This window comes from Micromonospora sp. CPCC 205739 (genome assembly GCF_036906795.1).
GTDB lineage: Bacteria > Actinomycetota > Actinomycetes > Mycobacteriales > Micromonosporaceae > Micromonospora.
The window spans coordinates 145,209-164,672 of the sequence record NZ_JBAKHS010000010.1; the positions used below are offsets into that span (position 1 = coordinate 145,209).

Annotated in this window: 16 protein-coding genes; 9 read left to right on the top strand and 7 right to left on the bottom strand. The window is 75.1% G+C overall.

Annotation, left to right across the window (positions count from 1 at the left end):
* The first annotated feature begins 149 nt into the window (after positions 1-149).
* The gene (locus tag V6U88_RS17220) at positions 150-536 is read left to right on the top strand and encodes a VOC family protein (protein ID WP_334454200.1); all 387 of its coding nucleotides are present in this window, start codon (positions 150-152) and stop codon (positions 534-536) included.
* 54 nt (positions 537-590) lie between these two features.
* Here the strand turns inward: V6U88_RS17220 and V6U88_RS17225 are convergent, their stop codons facing one another.
* The 5 genes from V6U88_RS17225 to V6U88_RS17245 form a co-directional block, all read right to left on the bottom strand.
* Entirely contained in the window at positions 591-1,373 is a 783-nt protein-coding gene (locus tag V6U88_RS17225; protein WP_334454201.1) for a hypothetical protein, read from the bottom strand.
* Between the two features lie 169 nt (positions 1,374-1,542).
* Positions 1,543-2,526 carry a hypothetical protein gene (locus V6U88_RS17230; RefSeq protein WP_334454202.1) on the bottom strand — a complete coding sequence of 328 codons (984 nt, stop codon included), beginning with the start codon at positions 2,524-2,526 and terminating at the stop codon, positions 1,543-1,545.
* 199 nt (positions 2,527-2,725) lie between these two features.
* Complete coding sequence (locus tag V6U88_RS17235) at positions 2,726-4,795, bottom strand: 3-hydroxyacyl-CoA dehydrogenase NAD-binding domain-containing protein (RefSeq protein WP_334454203.1); 2,070 nt, start codon at positions 4,793-4,795, stop codon at positions 2,726-2,728.
* Positions 4,792-5,985: a thiolase family protein gene (locus V6U88_RS17240; RefSeq protein WP_334454204.1), complete on the bottom strand. Its 1,194-nt coding sequence runs from the start codon at positions 5,983-5,985 to the stop codon at positions 4,792-4,794. Before V6U88_RS17240 ends, V6U88_RS17235 begins: the two co-directional genes overlap by 4 nt.
* 247 nt (positions 5,986-6,232) lie before the next feature.
* Positions 6,233-7,540 (bottom strand): ribonuclease D, encoded by a 1,308-nt coding sequence (locus V6U88_RS17245; RefSeq protein ID WP_334454205.1) that lies wholly within the window; start codon positions 7,538-7,540, stop codon positions 6,233-6,235.
* 203 nt (positions 7,541-7,743) lie between these two features.
* Between V6U88_RS17245 and V6U88_RS17250 the strand changes: the two genes are divergently transcribed.
* Positions 7,744-8,931 carry a S1C family serine protease gene (locus V6U88_RS17250; RefSeq protein ID WP_334454206.1) on the top strand — a complete coding sequence of 396 codons (1,188 nt, stop codon included), beginning with the start codon at positions 7,744-7,746 and terminating at the stop codon, positions 8,929-8,931.
* A 167-nt stretch (positions 8,932-9,098) separates the two neighbouring features.
* On the top strand, positions 9,099-9,899 hold the full coding sequence (locus tag V6U88_RS17255; RefSeq protein ID WP_334454207.1) for a hypothetical protein: 801 nt from the start codon (positions 9,099-9,101) through the stop codon (positions 9,897-9,899).
* Between the two features lie 16 nt (positions 9,900-9,915).
* Here V6U88_RS17255 and V6U88_RS17260 read toward each other — a convergent pair whose 3' ends face one another.
* The gene (locus V6U88_RS17260) at positions 9,916-10,488 is read right to left on the bottom strand and encodes a DUF3000 domain-containing protein (protein WP_334454208.1); all 573 of its coding nucleotides are present in this window, start codon (positions 10,486-10,488) and stop codon (positions 9,916-9,918) included.
* Between the two features lie 208 nt (positions 10,489-10,696).
* On the opposite strand from V6U88_RS17260, the gene hemE reads away from it, so the two are divergent.
* From hemE to V6U88_RS17290, 6 genes are all read left to right on the top strand, one after another.
* Positions 10,697-11,794: a uroporphyrinogen decarboxylase gene (gene hemE, locus V6U88_RS17265; protein WP_334454209.1), complete on the top strand. Its 1,098-nt coding sequence runs from the start codon at positions 10,697-10,699 to the stop codon at positions 11,792-11,794.
* A 6-nt stretch (positions 11,795-11,800) separates the two neighbouring features.
* Positions 11,801-13,213, top strand: a complete 1,413-nt coding sequence (gene hemG / locus V6U88_RS17270) for a protoporphyrinogen oxidase (protein WP_334454210.1) — start codon at positions 11,801-11,803, stop codon at positions 13,211-13,213.
* On the top strand, positions 13,210-13,911 hold the full coding sequence (gene hemQ, locus V6U88_RS17275) for a hydrogen peroxide-dependent heme synthase (protein WP_334454211.1): 702 nt from the start codon (positions 13,210-13,212) through the stop codon (positions 13,909-13,911). The genes hemG and hemQ overlap by 4 nt, the downstream gene beginning before the upstream one ends.
* Before the next feature lie 87 nt (positions 13,912-13,998).
* Positions 13,999-14,325, top strand: a complete 327-nt coding sequence (locus V6U88_RS17280) for a CU044_2847 family protein (protein WP_334454212.1) — start codon at positions 13,999-14,001, stop codon at positions 14,323-14,325.
* A 70-nt stretch (positions 14,326-14,395) separates the two neighbouring features.
* Positions 14,396-16,933 (top strand): trypsin-like peptidase domain-containing protein, encoded by a 2,538-nt coding sequence (locus tag V6U88_RS17285; protein WP_334454214.1) that lies wholly within the window; start codon positions 14,396-14,398, stop codon positions 16,931-16,933.
* On the top strand, positions 16,930-18,309 hold the full coding sequence (locus tag V6U88_RS17290) for an extracellular solute-binding protein (protein ID WP_334454216.1): 1,380 nt from the start codon (positions 16,930-16,932) through the stop codon (positions 18,307-18,309). Before V6U88_RS17285 ends, V6U88_RS17290 begins: the two co-directional genes overlap by 4 nt.
* 37 nt (positions 18,310-18,346) lie before the next feature.
* Here V6U88_RS17290 and V6U88_RS17295 read toward each other — a convergent pair whose 3' ends face one another.
* Positions 18,347-19,426 carry a lytic polysaccharide monooxygenase auxiliary activity family 9 protein gene (locus V6U88_RS17295; protein ID WP_442934645.1) on the bottom strand — a complete coding sequence of 360 codons (1,080 nt, stop codon included), beginning with the start codon at positions 19,424-19,426 and terminating at the stop codon, positions 18,347-18,349.
* Between the last annotated feature and the right edge of the window lie 38 nt (positions 19,427-19,464).

A 19,464-nucleotide genomic window follows, 5' to 3' on the forward strand; every position in this document is an offset into this window, starting at 1 on the left:
GCACCGGGTCGGGATGGCAGGATCGGCGCGTCAGCCCGACGGGCGAGAGGGGGTGCGCGATGTCCATCACGATCACTGTCGCGCCCCACCCCGGTCACCGCTGACATCCCACGCACCCGGGGCGCGTCCATCCATTGCGGAGGAACACCGTGAGTGCACGGATCCACAACATCGGCATCGACTGCCGCGACACCTACGCCCTGGCCGGATTCTGGTCCCAGGTCTTCGAGTGCCCCCGCCAGCCGGACGACTTCCCCGGCGACCCGGAGGCCATGCTGTTGCCCCCGGGCGGGCCGGAGGTGCTCTTCCTGGCCGTACCGGACGAGAAGGTGGTGAAGAACCGCCTGCACCTCGACCTGGAGCCCACCGACCGCACTCGGGACGAGGAGGTGGCGCGGCTGCTCGGCATCGGCGCGGTCCAGGTCGCGGACCATCGCCGGCCGGACGGGTCCGGCTGGGTGGTGCTGGCCGACCCCGAGGGCAACGAGTTCTGCGTGCTGCGCAGCGCCGCCGAACGGGCCGCCACGGCCGGCTGAGTCGACGAAGGCCCCGTCCACCTCGGTGGACGGGGCCCGGTCAGTTCGTACGGGTCAGGACTTCTGCTCGATCTGCCCGCGCATGGTGGGCAGTTCGGCGGCGGCCTCGTCGCCCGACTTGAAGTAGAGAATGATCATGCCGAGGCTGCCCTTGTCGCTCCACACGCAGACGCCGAGCGGCACGTTGGCGGCCTCGGCGTCACCGCACTTGGCCTCCCCGCCGAGCGGGCCGGCGGCGACGGTCTTCATCTCGCCGAGCTGCACGTCGCCCTGGCCCGCGCCCTTGATGGTGTCGTTCAGCGTCTTGGTCGGGTTGGTGTTGAGCCCGGAGGCGGCGGCGATCATCACCAGGTCCTTCTTGGCCGCCGTGCCGTAGAACGCGCCGACGGTGCTGGTGGCGTCCGGGAGGGACTTCTTCAGCTCCGTCTCCAGCGCGGTGGCGCCCTTGAGCAGGGCCGGGTCGGTGGACTTGGCCCGACCGGCGAGCGTCGCCGGGGCGACCACCCGGGTCTTGCTGGCGTCGACGGTCTCCTTGACCTCGTCCTTGACCGCGAAGAACGCGATCGCGGCGCCGCCCAGGCAGAGCACCAGCACCACGGCGAGCGAGATCAGCACGATCTTGCCGACGTTGGACTTCTTCTTCGCCGGCGGCAGGTTCGGGTCGCCGTACGGCTGGCCGGCCTGCGCCGGGAAGCCACCCGGCTGCTGCGGCGGCGGGGGGTAACCACCGGGCTGCTGCGGCGCCGGGTAGCCGCCCGGCTGCTGCTGCGGGTACGAGCCGTGGGGCGCGCCGCTGCCCGGCTGCGGAGGATAGGGATTGGACGGCGGCTGCGACATGAGGTCTGCTCCAGATCGTCAGGTGAGGACGCGTGATCCTAAGCCAGCTCAGCGGCCGTCCGCTGTCCCGTCCGGGCCGGGCCCGACCGGTCGGTCCGGCGGCGACGGTCGCGGTGACCGGTGCCGTTCGCGCCGGGCGTCCGGCCACCGTGACCTGCGCTCTTCCGCCTCAGGAGCGCTTCTCGACCTGACCCCGGATGGTGGCGAACTCGGCCTTCGCCTTGGCCGCGGAAGAGAAGAACATCACGATCAGGCCGACGCTGCCCTCGTCGGCCCAGGTGCACACCCCGAGCGCGATGCCGGAGCTCTTGCCGGCGCCGCACTTGGCCACGCCCCCGAGCGGGCCCGGGTCGACCGTCGCCATCTTCTTCACGGCCAGCGACGTGGACAGGCCCGCCACCGCGTCGTCCAGCTCCTTCTCGGGGAAGAGCACCGGGCCGGAGGCCCCGGCCACCATGACCAGGTTCCGCTTGCCGGCGCTGCCGTAGAAGGCACCCACCGCGCCGGTCTCGTTGCGTACCCCGGACTTCATGTCGCGGACCATCTCATCGGCGATCCGGCGCAGCTGCGGCTCGGTGTTCTTCGACCGGCCGGCCAGCGTCTTCGGGGTGACCAGCCGGATCTCCGGGGCCGGCTCGACCTCCTCCTCCGACGGGGTCGGCTCCGGGGCCGACGTGGTCGGGTCGGCGCGCGAGACGCCGGGGGTCGGGCTGGCCTTCGGGTCCGGGTCGTCGTCGGAGAGGGCGACGTAGGCCAGGCCGCCGCCGCCCGCGCAGAGCACCAGCAGCCCGGCCAGGACCAGCGACAGGATCAGGCCGAGCCGGGACTTCTTCGCCGGCGGCGGCGCCGGGGGAAGGCCGTACGCCGGGGCGCCGGCGAAGCCGTCCGGCTGCACGCCCGGGTACCCGCCCGGCTGCGCCGGCGGGTGGACCCCGGCCTGCCCCGACTGGTACGCCGGGTACGGCTGGGTGGGCTGCGGGCCGGCCGGCGGGTGGCCCCCGTACGCCTGCGTGGCGTCGGGGTGGCCGCCCTGCTGCGGGATCTGCGGCCAGGCCTGCGTCGGCCCGGTGCCCGGAGGCGGCGGCTGGTGCGGGGGCGGGTACGAGCCGGGCTCCGGCTGCGTGGACCAGGGATCGACCGGCGGTGTGGACATGCATCAGCTCCAGGCGAGGATGAGAACGCGTGATCGTAGCGAGCCGGGGGCGGGCTGCGCTGCCCCGCCCGAGTCTGACCGGGCCGCGCAAGTGGCCGCCGGGGCGGGTCCGCGCCGGTGCCGGAGACGACGATCGCGGTGGCCGGCGACGCCCTTGACGGGAGTGCCGACCACCGCGATCGGGGTGCAGCGGAAGGGGTCAGCCGCGCAGGCTGGCGACCCCGCGCGGCAGGAACCGCCGGCCGGTGACCCGCTCGGAGGTGCCGGTCCGGTCCAGGTACGGCGTGACGCCGCCCAGGTGGAACGGCCAGCCGGCGCCGAGGATCATGCACAGGTCGATGTCCTGCGCCTCGGCGACGACGCCCTCGTCGAGCATCAGCCGGATCTCCTGCGCCAGCGCGTCGAGCGCGTTCTGGCGCACCTGCTCGGCGGTCAGCGGCTCGTCGCCGACCACGAGCAGCTTGGCCACGTCCTCGTTGCCCCGGTCGTCGACGACGATCGGCTGACCGGAGTCGGCGATCCGCTTGAGGTTCTCGCTGACGGAGAAGCGGTCCGGGAACGCGGCGTGCAGGGTGCCGCCCACGTGGTACGCCACGGCCGGCCCGACCAGCTGGAGCAGGGCGAGCGGGCGCATCGGCAGACCCAGCGGGTCCAGCGCGCTGTTCGCCACGTCCAGCGGGGTGCCCTGGTCCACGGCGGCGAAGACGGTGCCGAGGAAGCGGGTGAGCAGCCGGTTGACCACGAACGCCGGGGCGTCGGAGACCAGCACGGAGGACTTGCGCAGCTGCTTGCCGACCGCGAAGGCGGTGGCCAGCGTGGCGTCGTCGGTCCGCTCGCCCCGGACGATCTCCAGCAGCGGCAGCACCGCGACCGGGTTGAAGAAGTGGAAACCGACGACCCGCTCCGGGTGCTCCAGCTCCTCGGCCATCGCGGTGATCGACAGCGAGGAGGTGTTGGTGGCGAGCACCGCCTCCGGCTTGACGATCTTCTCCAGCTCGGCCCAGACCTGCTTCTTGACGTTCAGGTCCTCGAAGACCGCCTCGATGACGAAGTCGGCGTCGGCGAAGACACCCTTGTCGACCGAGCCGCTGACCAGGCCGTACAGCTTGGCGGCGGTGCCCTTGTCCATCCGGCCCTTGCTGACGGCCTTCTCGATCTGGGTGTGCACGTAGCCGACGCCCTTGTCCACCCGGGCCTGGTCCAGGTCGGTCATGACGACCGGGACCTGGAGGCGGCGGGCGAAGAGCAGGGCGAGCTGGCTGGCCATCAGGCCGGCGCCGACGATGCCCACCTTGGTGACCGGCCGGGCCAGGCCCTTGTCCGGCGCGCCGGCCGGCCGCTTGGCCCGCCGCTGCACCAGGTCGAAGGCGTACAGGCCGCTGCGCAGCTCCTCGGAGAAGACCAGGTCCGCCAGCGCCTCGTCCTCGGCGGCGGTGCCGGCCGCGAAGTCCGCGTCCTTCGCCGTCTCCAGCAGGTCCAGCGCCTTGTACGCGGCCGGGACCGCGCCGTGCAGCCGCTGGTCCAGGGTCTGCCGGGCGAAGTAGAGCACGCCCGCCCACATGTCCTTGTCGACCTCGGGCCGGGTCACGGTGACCTCGCCCCGCACGACGCCGGCGGCCCACTCCAGCGACCGCTCCAGGAAGTCGGCCGGCTCCAGCAGCACGTCCGCGATGCCCATCTCGGCGGCCTGCTTCGGCTTGAGCATCTTGTTCTGCATCAGCGGGTTCTGGATGATCACCTGGGTCGCCGCCGGGATGCCGATCAGGTTCGGCAGCAGCTGGGTGCCGCCCCAGCCGGGGACCAGGCCGAGGGAGACCTCGGGCAGGGCCAGCGCCGCCGCGCCGCCGGAGAGGGTCCGGTAGTGGCAGTGCAGGGCCAGCTCCAGGCCGCCGCCCATCGCCGCGCCGTTGACGAAGGCGAAGGTCGGGACCGGGCTGTCCTTGAGCCGGGCGAAGACCCGGTGGCCGAGGCGGCCGATCTCCAGCGCCTGCTCGCGGTCGGCCAGCGCCGGCAGGCCGACGATGTCGGCGCCGACGCAGAAGATGTACGGCTTGCCGGTGACCGCGATGAACGCCGGGTCGGCGGCGAGCGCGGCGGTGATCGCCTCGTCCAGGCTGGTCAGACCGGCCGGGCCGAAGGTGTTCGGCTTGGTGTGGTCGAAGCCGTTGTCCAGGGTGATCAGCGCGGCGGGCTTGTCCAGGCCCGGCACCCGCACCGCGCGCAGCAGCGCCTTGGTGACGACCTCGTTCGGGGCGGCGAGCGCGCTCACTTGTTTCCCTCCCAGTGCGGGTTCTCCCAGATCACGGTGCCGCCCATGCCGATGCCGATGCACATGGCGGTGAGGCCGTAGCGGACCTCGGGGTGCTCGGCGAACTGGCGGGCGAGCTGGGTCATCAGCCGTACGCCCGAGGAGGCGAGCGGGTGGCCGATGGCGATCGCCCCGCTCCACGGGTTGACCCGCGGGTCGTCGTCGGCGATGCCGAAGTGGTCGAGGAAGGCGAGCACCTGCACGGCGAACGCCTCGTTCAGCTCGAACAGGCCGATGTCGTCGATGGTGAGGCCGGCGATGCGCAGCGCCTTCTCCGTCGACGGGATCGGGCCGACGCCCATCACCTCGGGCTCGACGCCCACGAAGCCGTACGACACCAGCCGCATGGCGATCGGCAGGCCCAGCTCGCGCGCGGTGGCCTCGTCGGCGAGGAGGCTGGCCGTGGCGCCGTCGTTCAGGCCGGCCGCGTTGCCCGCGGTGACCTTGCCGTGCGGGCGGAACGGCGTCTTCAGGGTGGCGAGCTTCTCCAGCGAGGTCTCCCGGGGAGCCTCGTCGGTGGTGGCCAGGCCCCAGCCGCCGTCGGCGTCGCGGATCGCGACCGGCACCAGGTCGTCCTGGAGCTTGCCGTTGGCGTACGCCTTGGCGGTCTTCTGCTGCGAGGCGAGCGCGAACGCGTCGGTGCGCTCCTTGGTGATCTGCGGGACCCGGTCGTGCAGGTTCTCCGCGGTGGCGCCCATGACCAGGGCGGACGGGTCGACCAGCTTCTCCGCGATGATCCGCGGGTTGGGGTCGACGCCCTCACCCATCGGGTGCCGGCCCATGTGCTCGACGCCGCCGGCGATGGCGATGTCGTACGCGCCCATGGCGATGCCACCGGCGACGGCGGTGACGGCGGTCATCGCGCCGGCGCACATCCGGTCGATGGCGAAACCGGGGACGGTCTTGGGCAGCCCGGCCAGCAGGGCGGCGGTGCGGCCGATGGTCAGACCCTGGTCGCCGATCTGGGTGGTGGCGGCGATGGCCACCTCCTCGACCCGCTCCGGCGGCAGCTGCGGGTTACGGCGCAGCAGCTCACGGATGCAGCGGATCACCAGGTCGTCGGCGCGGGTGTTGGCGTACATGCCACCCGCCTTGCCGAACGGGGTACGGACGCCGTCGACGAAGACGACATCCCGAACTTCACGGGGCACTTGGAGCCTCCTTTTCGACCATAATTCGACCTCCGCGCCGAGAGGCGCACTACGGACCGAATGAAGGTCGCCGGCACGGGCGTGTTCCCCCGGATGCTACTCGTCAGTAACCAACCCCGACAGCACCCCTCGTGTGGTCAAGCCCACACCCTCCCGCCTCTTCGGACGCGGCGGCCCAACGCGTTGTCGCCCCGGCCCGCCGAGGGCCCGGGGCGACAACGTCATGTTCAACGCCTGGGGGTCGGCGTCAGGTGGCGGGGAGGGCCTCGGTGAGGCCTGGGACCAGGAGGGTGAGCTGCCACTCGCGGGCGCCGTAGCCGCGCAGGGTCTCGGCGACGGTGGCCTCGGTGATCTCCTCCGGGGGGACCCAGGCCAGGCGGCGTACCGAGTCCGGGGCGATCAGGTTCTCCGGGGGCAGGTTGTGCTCCCCGGCCACCCGGACCACCACCTCGCGGCAGCGGGCCAGCCGACCGGCGGCCACCGGGTCCCGCTCCGCCCAGCGGTGCGGCGGCGGGGGTCCCTCCACCGCCGGGGTCACCGGCAGCGCGTCGTCCGGCAGTTGCCGGGCGTCGTCCAGCGCCGCCAGCCAGGTGCGGGCCAGCCGGCGGACCGAGCGGCCGCCGAACCCGGGCAGGGTCAGCAGGGTCTTCTCGTCCTTCGGGTCCAGCTCGGCGGCGGCGACGATGGCCGAGTCCGGCAGCACCCGACCCGGGGCGGCGTCCCGCCGGGCGGCGATCTGGTCCCGGGCGTACCAGAGGGAACGGACCCGCGCCTGGGCCCGCGCGCCGCGTACCCGGTGGATGCCCGAGGTGCGCCGCCACGGCTCGGCGCGTACCCGGGGCGGGCGGGCGCCGTTGCGGATCAGCGCGGCGAACTCCTCCGCCGCCCACTCCGACTTGCCCTGCCGCTTCAGCTCGTCGTCCAGGGCGTCGCGGAGGTCGACCAGCATCTCCACGTCGAGGGCGGCGTAGGTCAGCCAGGACTCGGGCAGCGGCCGGGTGGACCAGTCCGCCGCCGAGTGGTGCTTCTCCAGCGTGTAGCCGAGCAGCTGTTCGGTGAGGGCGGCCAGGCCGACCCGCTCGAAGTTGGCCAGCCGGGCGGCCAGTTCGGTGTCGAAGAGCCGGCGTGGGCGCAGCCCCACCTCGGCCAGGCAGGCCAGGTCCTGGCTGGCGGCGTGCAGCACCCACTCCGCCCCGCCGATCGCCTCGTCCAGCGCGGTCAGGTCGGGCAGCGGCAGCGGGTCGATCAGCGCCGTACCGGCACCCTCCCGGCGCAACTGCACCAGGTAGGCGCGCTGGCTGTAGCGGTAGCCGGAGGCGCGTTCGGCGTCCAGGGCCACCGGGCCGTGGCCCTCGGCGAAACGGGCCACGACCTCGTCGAGTGCGCTCGGGGTGGCCACCGGCTGGGGCGTGCCGTCGCGGGGAGCGGTCAGCGGCACGGGGCCGCCGCTGGGCTGGTCGATCCCCACGTTCTCCGGCTCCGGCGCGGCCGAGGGCTGGGCGTCTCCCGTACGGCTTTCGGCGGCCCGACGGCGCAGGGGTGGTTCGTCGGTCACCTGACAACCCTAGTGCGCGCCGCGATCCGGTGTGCGCAGCCGGTCCGTCGTGTGTCGGCGGGGCGGCCGCCAGGCGTCGCGGAAGGCCGGACAACGGGGGAGACAAAGCCCGTACGCGCAGGTACGGTCCATCGAGCGTCGCGCCGGTCGAGGGGCGGAGAGGTGGCGCCACACGGGGGCGACGGGGAGGGCGGGGGGCCATCATGACGGCTGGGTACGGGCCGGGCGGCGGGACACCGACGCCGGGCACCGAAGAGCGGAAGCCGCAGGCGGCCGGTGACGAGCGCCCCGGACCGCTGGCACCCCGGATCGAGCGCCCCTGGCCGTCGGCGTACCCGCCGCCGGTCGTACCCGGCCAGCCGGCCCCGATCGCCGGGCCGCCGGCACCCGGCCCTGGGCATCCCGGCCTCGCGGGCCAGCCGACCGCCGACATCGCGCCGGCCGGGGCCCACCCGCCGCCCGGTGGCACCTGGTCACCGCCGCAGCAGCCCGGCCCGTGGGGCGCTGCGGCGCCCGCCGCGCCGGTCTACCCGCCCGGGCCGATCCCCGGTACGCCGCCCTTCGGACCCTTCCCGCCCGGGGCGATGCCGCCGCCCGGCCCGTCGGCGCCGCACCGGGGGCGTGGGCTCACCGTGGCCGCCCTCGCGCTGGCGGGCGTGCTGGCGGTGGTCACGGGCGTCCAGGCGTACCAGATCGACCGGCTCTCCGACCGCGTCGCCGCCACCGACGGTCGGCTCGCCGCGGCCCGGGACGGTGCCGAGGTCCGGCTCGACGGCCTCGAGCAGCGGGCCGGGGCGCTGGAGAAGCAGGCGGGCGCCGCCTTCAACCCGGAGGCCATCGCCAGCGCCGTGCTGCCCAGCGTCTTCCGCGTCCGGGCGGGCCAGTTCACCGGCACCGCCTTCGTCGTCGGCAAGCCCGCCGCCGGGGGCGCGGCGAACCTCTTCACCAACTTCCACGTGGTGGAGTCGGTCTGGGAGGGCGGCGGCCGGCAGGTCTTCCTGGAGCGGACCGACCAGCGCTTCCCGGCCACCATCGTCAAGGTCGACAAGGACAACGACATCGCCCACCTGCGGGCCACCGGCAGGTTCACCGGCCTGACCACCGCGCCCAGCCCGGTGAAGTCCGGGCAGCAGATCGTCGTGGTCGGCGCCCCGCTCGGGCTGGCGGACAGCGTCACCACCGGCGTGGTGAGCGCCTTCCGCAAGGACGAGGACGGCTCCGGACAGGTGATCCAGTTCGACGCCCCGATCAATCCCGGCAACTCGGGCGGGCCGGTGATCAACGGCGCGAAACAGGTCGTCGGCATCGCCACGGCCAAGGCCCGCGACGCCGAGGGCATCGGGCTCGCCGTGCCGATCAAGACCGCCTGCGACGGCTTCCGGATCTGCTGATCCCCGTCCTGGGTCGGCGCTGCGCCGACTCGGCCGGCGACCGCTCCTCCTTCCGGCCGGCCGTTCCCGGCCGGCCCCGCCGACGACGCCCTGTCGGCCATCGACCCAGCTCACCCCCGGCCTGTCGCGGCGCATCGCGGCGGACCAGTCACCTGGAGGAAGAACAGATGTCCCAGCCACCGACCGGGCCGGAGGGCTTCCGGCCGGCGTACCCGCCGCAGCCGCCGACCGCCCCCGGTCCGCAGCCGCCGGCGGCCCCCCACGCCGGCGCCCAGCCGGCCGCCGCCCCGCCGAACGCGCCGCACCCGGGCGGGCCGGTCCCCGGCCAGTACGCCCCCGCCCCGCCGGTCTCCGGGCCGGCGTACGGCCAGCCGATGTCCGCCCCGCCGGTCTCCGGACCCGTGTACGGGCAGCCGATGTCGGCGCCGCCGGTCTCCGGACCCGTGTACGGGCAGCCGATGTCGGCGCCGCCGGTGTCGGGGCCCGCGTACGGGCAGCCGATGTCGGCGCCGCCCGGGTCGGCGCCCCCGTTCGGCGTGCCCGCCCCGGATGCCGGCGCGGGCAGGAAGGTGCTGATCCTGGCCGTCGTGGCCGGGCTGCTCTTCGTGCTCAGCGGTGTGATGACCGGCCTGTTCGTCGTCAAGAGCAGCGAGCTGGCCAGCACCGAGCGGCGGCTCTCGGGTCAGGTGAGCGAGCGGGACGGCACCATCGCCGCCAACACCAAGGAGATGGAGAAGCTCCGGGTCGACCTGCAGGGCGCCCAGGACAAGCTTGCGGACACCGAGCAGGACCTCACCGGCACCCGCAACGACCGCGACGAGCAGGCCCGGCAGAAAAAGGTCATCGCCACCTGCCTGGACAAGCTGACCACGGCGCTCGGTGCGGCGGCGGCCGGCAACCGCAGCGCCTTCGAGAAGGCCAGCAAGGGCATGAACAAGGTCTGCGACGAGGCCGAGAACTACCTCTGAGCGTCCGCGCCCGGGGTCAGGCCGCGCCAGCCGGGCGGCGCTCGGAGAGCGCGGTCACCCCGGGCGGGGGCAGCCCCGCCGTCGAGGCGAGCAGGGCGCACCAGGCCTCCAGGTGCGGGGCCAGGTCGTCGCCGAGCGGGGTCCAGGACGCCCGGATCTCGACGTCCCCGGCGGCGGGCGGCCCGGCCAGCTCGCCGAACCGGGTCGACATGGTCTGGGTGACCGTGCCGCCGGCCGCCCGGTAGCGCGCGTCGTGCGCCTCCAGGGCGTCGACCAGCCAGGTCCAGCCCACCCCGGGCAGCAGCGGGTCGGCGGCCAGGTCGACCTCCAGCTCGGCGGTGACGTACGTGACCAGCCGCAGGGTGCCCTGCCACGCCTCGTGCCCGGCCGGGTCGTGCAGCAGGATCAACCGCCCGGTGGCCACCTCGTCGGAATCGCGCAGCACGGCGGCGGAGAGCGCGAACGCGTACGGGGCGAGCCGCTGGGGGGCGCCGACCTCCTCCAGTGCGATCTCCGCCCGGGGGGTCACCGACCGCAGCCCGGCGACCGCGCGGGCGAAGGTCTCCGGGAGCGCGATCGGGGGGGCCATGACCGGCAGCCTATGCCGCGCTCCGTCCGCCCGCGCGGACGGCGCGCCGAACGCCGGGGCCGTGGCGGGGGGCCGGAGCCGGGTGGCGGGGTGGGCGCCCGGCACGATCCGGCCCGTCGGCACCAGGGCCGGACGGCCCGGCGGGCGCGGGTCACAAAAGCTGGCGCTGCCCGCTGGGGTCGTCCCCGCGCGTGGCACGATTGCCGCGATGACCACCGACACCACGGGCACTGCCGCCCGAGACGGAGAACCCCGCCCCGGCGGACCGGCCGACTCGCCCTTCGTGCGGGCCTGCCGCCGCGAGCCCGTCCCGCACACCCCGGTCTGGTTCATGCGCCAGGCCGGCCGGTCGCTGCCGGAGTACCGGGAGATCCGGGCCAACGTGGGGATGCTGGAGTCCTGCCGCCGCCCCGACCTGGTCGCGGAGATCACCCTCCAGCCGGTCCGCCGGCACGGGGTCGACGCCGCGATCCTGTTCAGCGACATCGTGGTGCCGGTCGCCGCGGCCGGTGTCGACCTGGACATCGTCCCGGGCACCGGGCCGGTGGTGGCCGAGCCGGTGCGTACCGCCGCCGACGTCGAGCGGATCCGCCCGATCGGCCGCGACGACGTGTCCTACGTGGACGAGGCGGTCCGGCTGCTCGTGACCGAGCTGGGCGACACCCCGCTGATCGGCTTCGCGGGCGCGCCGTTCACCCTCGCCAGCTACCTGGTCGAGGGCGGCCCGTCGCGGACCCACGCGAAGACCAAGGCCCTGATGTACGGCCAGCCGGAGCTCTGGCACGCGCTCTGCGCCCGCCTCGCCGAGGTGACCCTCTCCTTCCTGCGGGTGCAGGTCGACGCCGGGGTCTCCGCGGTGCAGCTCTTCGACTCCTGGGCCGGGGCGCTCTCCGAGGCCGACTACCGCCGCTACGTGCTGCCGCACTCGGCGACCGTGCTCTCCGGGCTGGCCGACGCCGGGGTGCCCCGGATCCACTTCGGGGTGGGCACCGCCGAGCTGCTCGGCGCGATGGGCGAGGCCGGCGCCGACGTGGTCGGCGTGGACTGGCGTACCCCGCTGGACGTCGCCACCCGCCGGATCGGCCGGGACCGGGCGGTGCAGGGCAACCTCGACCCCACCGTGCTGCTCGCCCCCTGGTCGGTGGTGGAGACCGAGGTGCGGCGGATCGTGGAGCAGGGCCGCGCCGCCCCCGGCCACGTGTTCAACCTCGGTCACGGCGTGCTGCCGGAGACCGACCCCGAGGTGCTGACCCGGGTGGTCGCGCTGGTGCACGAGGTGTCCGCGCGCCGGGCCGAGCAGGGCTGAGTCGTCGTGCGGCGGCCGTGGCGGGTGGCGGTGGTCGGCGGCGGGATCGCCGGGCTGGCCGCCGCCGTACGGTTGCGCGACCGGGCCCCCGCCGGCACCGAGATCACCGTGTACGAGCAGTCCGGCGCGCTCGGCGGCAAGCTGCGCACCGGTGAGCTGGCCGGGCAGCCGGTGGAGTTCGGCGCCGAGTCGTTCCTGATGCGCGACCCGGCCGGCGGGGAGTCCGCCGCCGTCGCGCTGATCCGCCGGCTCGGGCTGGCCGAGCGGATCGTGCACCCCACCGTCGGGCAGGCCGCGCTCGCCGTCGAGGGCGGGCTGCGCCCGGTGCCGGGCGGCACGCTGGTGGGCGTACCCGGGGATCTGGAGCAGGTGGCGACGGTCGCGCGGCCGGCGGCGGACGCCGACCGCGACGCCGGCCGGCCGCTGCTCGGGCCGGACGAGGACGTCTCGGTCGGGAAGCTGGTCCGGGCCCGCCTCGGCGATGAGGTGGTGGACCGGCTGGTCGACCCGATGCTCGGCGGCGTCTACGCCGGCCGGGCCGACGACCTGTCGCTGGTCACCACCATGCCGGCGCTGGCCCGCGCGGCCCGGGTCGCGCACACCCTCACCGGGGCGGTCCGCGCCGCCCAGGCCGCCGCGCCGCGCGCCCCCGGCGCGCCGGTCTTCGGCACCCTCGCCGGGGGGCTGTCCACCCTGGTCGAGGCCGCCGCGACGGCCAGCGGCGCGACGATCCGGCGGGACGCGGCGGTCCGCGAGCTGACGCCCGTCGCGGGCGGCGGCTGGCGGCTGACCGTCGGCCCGACCCGCGACCCGGAGCTGGTCGAGGCGGACGCGGTGGTGCTGGCCGTCCCGGCCCGGCCCGCCGCCCGGCTGCTCGCCGGTGTCACCCCCGAGGTGGCCACCGCGATCGGCGGGCTCGACTACGCCAGCGTCGCGCTGGTCACCCTGGCCCTGCCCCGGCCGGAGCTGCCGGCGCTCTCCGGCTTCCTGGTGCCGGCCACCGAGGGCCTGCTGATCAAGGCGTCGACGTTCTTCACCACCAAGTGGGGGCACCTGGCCCGGCCGGACGGCATCGCCCTGGTCCGCGCCTCGGTCGGCCGGTACGGCGAGGAGACGTCGCTGCACCTGGCGGATGCCGACCTGGTGGCCGCCGTGCACCGGGAGCTGTCCGGCGTGCTCGGCGTGGCGCTGCCCGCGCCGCTCGCCAGCCACGTGCAGCGCTGGGGCGGGGCGCTGCCGCAGTACGCCCCGGGCCACCTCGACCGGGTCGCCGCCGCCCGGACGGCGCTGCGCGCCGCCCACCCGACGCTGGTCCTGGCCGGCGCCGGCCTCGACGGGGTCGGCATCCCGGTCTGCGTCCGCTCCGGCGAGACGGCGGCCGGAGAGATCATCGAAGCACTGGGAGGATCGGGTTCATGACCGAGCAGACCAACGCGGCCCGGCTCAAGGAGCTCAACGCGAGCATCCGCTACACGATGTGGTCGGTGTTCCGGGCCACCAGCCCGCTGCCGTCGCTGCGGGAGAACGTCACCGGCGAGGTGGAGGCCCTCCTCGAGGAGTTGGCCAGCAAGGACGTCGTGGTCCGCGGCCTGTACGACGTGGCCGGCCTGCGCGCCGACGCCGACCTGATGATCTGGTGGCACTCCGCCTCCAGCGACGCCCTCCAGGACGCCTACCTGCGCCTCCGCCGCACCACCCTGGGCCGGGCGCTCACCCCGGTCTGGTCGCAGATGGCCCTGCACCGGCCGGCGGAGTTCAACAAGAGCCACATCCCGGCGTTCCTCGCCAACGAGGAGCCCCGCCCCTACCTCTGCGTCTACCCGTTCGTCCGCTCGTACGAGTGGTACCTGCTGCCGGACGCCGAGCGGCGCGAGATGCTGGCCGAGCACGGCAGGATGGCGCGCGGCTACCCGGACGTACGGGCCAACACGGTCGCCTCGTTCGCCCTCGGCGACTACGAGTGGATGCTCGCCTTCGAGGCCGACGAGCTGCACCGGATCGTCGACCTGATGCGCGACCTGCGCGCCTCCGGCGCCCGCCGGCACGTGCGCGAGGAGGTCCCGTTCTACACCGGCCGGCGTCGCTCGGTCGCCGAGATCGTCAACTGCCTGGTGTGACGGGCTCGCCGGGATCGCGTACCCCCGGTAACGTGACAGATCCATCACGGTAACTGTCGCTGCCGTGCGGATCCGTCTGGAGGCCAGGTGTCGCAGCTCGTCGAGTTCCCGCTGGACGGCGGTGGCGCGGTCCGGGTCGAGATCGGCGACGAGGAGGGCGTGGTCCCGGTCGGGCGGGCCGGCGACGTGGTGGCGCGGGCGCACCAGACGCTGGAGTCCGCGCTGGCCCAGTTGCGGCCGGTGACCGACGCCGTCCTGCGCAACCTGCGCGACGCCGCCGAGCCGCCGGACCGGGTCTGTGTGGAGTTCGGCGTGAAGCTGGCGGCCAAGGGCGGGCTCGTGGTGGCCAGCGGCACCTCGGAAGCCAACCTCAAGGTGCAGCTCGAATGGAACCGCGCCGACCCCGCGGCGTGAGCCGGCGGCGTCGGACGACCGCGTGATGCCCGGCGCGACGGGGTGCCCTCCGCAGCGGCCGGAGCGCCCGGTGCCCGGCGGGGCGACGCTCGCGGTGGCCGCCGTGCACGACCGGGCCGGCACCGTCGTCGGCGCGGCCTTCCTGATCGACTCCGCCCGGCTGCTCACCTGCGCCCACGTCGTACAGGCGGCGCTCGGTCCGGAGCCGGTGACGCCCGGGCCGGCCGACCCGGTCCTGGTGTCGCTGAGCTTCCCCCTGCTGGCGCCGGGGAGTCGCCGCGCCGCGCTGGTGCTGCCGCAGCACTGGCAGCCGGGGCGGCCGGACGGGTCGGGCGACTACGCGGTCCTCCAGCTCGTCGCGCCGGCGCCGGTCGGGGCCCGGCCGGTCCGGCTGGCCCGGCCCGGGCAGGCGGGCACCCGCGACCGGGTCTGCCGGGTCTTCGGCTTCCCCCGTGCCCTGCCCGAGGGCCGCTGGTTCGAGGGGTGGGTGGTCGGGCCGATCGGGGGCGGCTGGATCCAGCTCGCCAACCGCAGCGACTCCGGCTACCAGATCGAGCCGGGTTTCTCCGGCGCGCCGGTGTGGGACAGCCGGCTGCGCTGCGTCATCGGCATGGTCGTCGCGGTCGACCAGGTGGTCCGGCCGCAACCGGCCCGCCCGGCCGCCTTCATGATCCCGATCCGCCGGCTGCCGGTGGCCGACCAGCACGGCCGGCCCCGGGTGCTGCCGCGCTGGCGGCAGCCGTTCAGCCGGTGGCGGACCGGTCCCGCCCCGGCCGCCGCCCGCTGGTCGCCGCGGGCCCGGGCCCGGGTCGCGGCGTTCGTGGTGGCCCTGCTGGCGGTCGGTCTGGCCGCCGTGCCCGAGCCGCTGGGCGGCTGCGCCGGGCCGGTCGAGCTGCGGGTCGCCGCCGCCCCGGACGACCTGGTCACCTACCAGGCGGTGGCCGCCGCGTACGAGTCGTGGACGGTGGCCCGGGCGGGCGGCTGCCGGACCACCAACGTCTTCGTCTATCCGGCGGCGCCGCGCGAGGTGGCCCAGGGGCTCCAGCTCGGCTGGTCGGACTCCGCCGGCCGGCCGGCGACCGAGGCGGACCTGGGCACGCCGGGCTGGTACCCGGCCGACGTCGGGCCGCGCCCGGACGTCTGGTTCCCGGGTGCCGAGATGCCGTCGCAGCAGGTGCTGAACCTGACCGCCGTCCGGGACTACCTGACGGTGGCCCGCTCGCCCCTGGTGCTGGCGGTGCCGCGTGCCCTCGTCGACCCGGGGCGCGACGACGCGGACCGGCAGCGCTCGCTGTCCTGGCCGGAGCTGTTCGCCAAGGCCAGCCGAGGCCCGGGGGAGGAGCCGACGATCACCGACTCGGGCCGGCGGGTGACCGGCACCGGGTGGCAGGTCGTCCGCCCCGATCCGGCGGTGTCCCCCGAGGCCCGGATGGTCGATGTGGCGCTCTACGACGGCGCGCCGGACACGGCGTGGATCCGCCAGCAGATCGAGCAGCGGCTGGAGGCCGCCCAGGACGGGCGCGGCTTCCCGCTGGGCAGCCTCGCCGCCGTGCTGTGCCGGCAGCGGCAGCTCGCCGCCGACCCGACCGGTCCGGTGCCGCCCGCGGTGATCACCACCGAGCAGGCGCTGGTCCGGTTCAACCTCGGCGAGCGGCTCGGCGACGGCTGCGTCGAGTACGCCCGCCCCGCGCCCGGCCGGTCGCTGGTGGCGTTCTATCCCGAGCTGACCCCGGGGGTGGACCACCGGCTGGTCCTCCTGCGCTGGCCGGACTCCCTGCAGAGCGCCGCCGCCCGCGCGGCCGCCGACGACCTGCGTCGCTGGTTGACCGGGCCGGGGCGGGACGAGCTGCTGGCCCGGGGTTTCCGGGTGCCCGGCCGCGACGGCAGCGGGCCGGCCCTGACCGAGGCGAACGGCGTGCTGCCCGGCTGGCTGCTGGACAACCCGCAGTGGGAACTGGTCGACGGCGCCGACGTGCTCGCCCTGAACACGGCCGACCAGCGCTACCGGGAGGCCCGGCGCCCGGCCCGGGTGCTGCTGGCGCTGGACACGTCGGGCTCGATGCTGGCGGAGGCGGGCCGGGGCACCCGCTTCGACGTGGCGGTGGACGGTGTCGCCGCCTCGCTGCGCCGCCTCGGCGGCCGGGACGAGGTCGGGGTCTGGGCGTTCTCCACGGCCTACCCAGGGGCCGCGGGACGGGTCCGCGACGTGGGGCGGGCCGACCCGGGCCGGGACGCCCTGCTCGCCCGGTTGCGGAGCACCGTGCCGGCGGGGGACACGCCGCTGTACCGGACCATCGACGCCGCGATCCGCGAGGTCCGCCGGCTGGGCGGCGGCGCGGACGAGTACCTGCGGGCCGTCGTGGTGCTCACCGACGGGCGGGACACGGCCAGCGGCGGCCTGGTGCCCCGGGTCGACGGCGACCCCCCGGTACGCCTCTACGTGATCGCCGTCGGCGAGGCGAGCTGCGACGACCGGGTGCGCACCCGCACGCTGCGGCAGACCGCCCGGGCCAGCGGCGGGCAGTGCGTGCAGGCCGAGGCGAGCACCGTGGACCGGGCCCTGACCGGGCTGTTCCGTCAACTCTGGGAGAAGGGGGCCGGCCAGTGACCGACCGCAGACCGGGCGGCGTGCCCGCGACCGCCCGTCGGCGGCGCCGGGTGCCGGCGTCGTTCCTGCTCGGGGTGGCCGTCGGTACGGTGCTCGGCATCGTCGCGACGCTCGGCTGGTACGTCGCCACCCGGGAGGAGCCGCTGGAGCACGGGGAGCTGGTGATCCTCAGCGGCAAGGACACCAGCTCCGGGGGGCAGCGGGAGGAACTGGTCAAGCTCTGGAACGTGCTGCACCCGCAGAGCCCGGCGCGCATCCGCGAGGCGCCGGTCACCACCGACCAGCAGCACAGCGAGATGGTGGGCATCGCCCAGGCGCAGGCGGCGGGCGCCGGGCCGGACCCGGACGACGAGGTGGACATCTACAACCTCGACGTCACCTTCACCGCGGAGTTCGCCGCCGCGGGCTACCTGCGGCCGGTCGACGAGGCGCGGCTGGCCCCGGGGCACCTGGGCGCGTTCGTGCCGGAGGTGCTGGACACCTGCCGCTACCGGGGCTCGCTCTGGGCGCTGCCCTTCAACACCGACGCGGGCCTGCTCTTCTACCGTTCGGACCTGGTGACCGGTGGAGCGCCGGCCGCGCCCGGCGGGGCGCCCCGCTTCGACTGGGACGCCATCCTCGACCGGAGCGCGGCGCTCACCGGCGCGGGCGGTGCCGCACAGCGGCCCGTCGCCGGGTACGTCGGACAGTTCGGCCCGTACGAGGGGCTGACCGTCAACGGGATGGAGCTGGTCTGGGCCGGGGGCGTCGACCGGCTCGTCGACGAGACCGAGAACCGGGTGATCTTTCAGCGGGAGCGCTGGGAACGCCGGCTGCGCGAGGTGGCCGCGGCCCGGCGCGCGGGACTGCTGGTGGGCGACGCCTTCACCGTCCCCGGTGACGAGGGGCGCAGCCTGCGGGACTTCCAGGAGGGCCGGGCGCTGTTCATGCGCAACTGGCCGGTCAACTACCGGGCGTTGGCCGCCACCGACGCGGCCCCGGCATCCCGGGTGCCCTTCGAAGTGACCCGCCTGCCCGGCCCGTCCGCGCTGGGCGGGCAGAACCTCGCCATCGCCAAGCAGACCCGGCAGCCCCGGGCGGCCCAGGCGCTGATCGAGTTCCTGACCCGGCAGGAGGCCCAGCGCACGCTCTTCACGGTGGGCGGCTTCGCCCCGACCCGTACGGACGTCTACGCCGACGCGGCGCTGCGGGAGCGGTTCCCGTACCTCGCGCTGCTCGGCGAGGCGGTCCGGGAGGCCCGGGCGCGGCCCCGGGTGCCGCACTACTTCCAGTTCAGCCGGGTCTTCCGGGAGGGCGTGCGGACCGCCCTGGAGGGCGACGGCACGCTGCCGGAGGACTTCGAGGCCCGGCTGAACCGGGCGCTGCGGGGCGGCTGACCGGGGCCGCGCGGGTGCGCGGCCCCGGCCGGCCCGCTCAGGTGGTCGCGGTGCAGGTCGGGGTCGGGCTCGCCCCGCTGCCGGAGCCGAGGAAGCCGAAGGACGTCTTCGCCCCGGCGGCCACCGACCCGTTGTAGCTGACGTTCCGGGCGGTGACGGTGGACCCGCTGCTGGTCACCGTCGCGTTCCACGCCTGGCTGACCTGCTGGCCGCCCGCGTACGTCCAGGTGACCGTCCAGCCCTTCAGCGCGGTGGCGCCGGCGGTCACCTCCACCTCGCCCTGGAAGCCACCGGACCACTGCGAGGTGACCCGGTAGGTGGCGGTGCAGCCCCCGGCCGGCGGCGGCGTCGTCGGCGGCGGGGTGGTGGGCGGCGGGGTGGTCGGCGGCGGCGTCGTGGTGGGCGGCGTGCCGGGTCCGCCGCCGCCGAAGTCGACGTCGCTGCACAGGTAGTAGGACTGGTCCAGGTGGCTGGCCTGCCAGATGGTGTAGACGACGTGCCGGCCGGTACGTCCCGGCGCGTTGGCCGGCACCTGGATCGAGACGCCCTGGGCCTCCGGCGTCCACCGGTTCGCCGGGGTGTTGCCGATCTGGCCGACCAGTTCCAGGTCGCTCCAGGCCAGCGGCTTGCTCAGGGCGTTGAAGCCCTGCTTCGTCACGTACACCCGGATGTAGTCGGCGCCGTGACTGGCCTGGTCGTACAGCTTGATCCTGAAGTTGGTCGTGGTCGGCACGGTCTTCCACGCGCCGACGGTGTCGAGTGCGTTGTAGCGGCCGCTGGCGGTGTGCCCGGCGCTGCACAACTGGCCGTCCGGGATGGCGGCCTGGTGGTTGCCGGCGACGCCCTCACGGAACAGGCCGTTCCAGTTCCACATGGCGTTCGGGTCGGCCTGCCAGGCCTGCCAGCACATCGGGTCCTCGGTGGCCATCTTCGGGTTCTGGAAGTCGCTGCCCCAGCGTTGCCAGCAGCCGTAGTTGCGCGACGCCGGGTCCACCACCGATCCGTGGGCGGAGGCGGACCGGGCCAGGGCGGTGGTGAGCAGCAGCGCGACGATCGCGCCGACGGCGAGCAGCGCCGCCACCAGTGGGGTGGGGCGTCTGCGCAGCAGGACGGACAAGGGAGCCTCCGGGGTGAGGGGTCGATCGACGACGACGC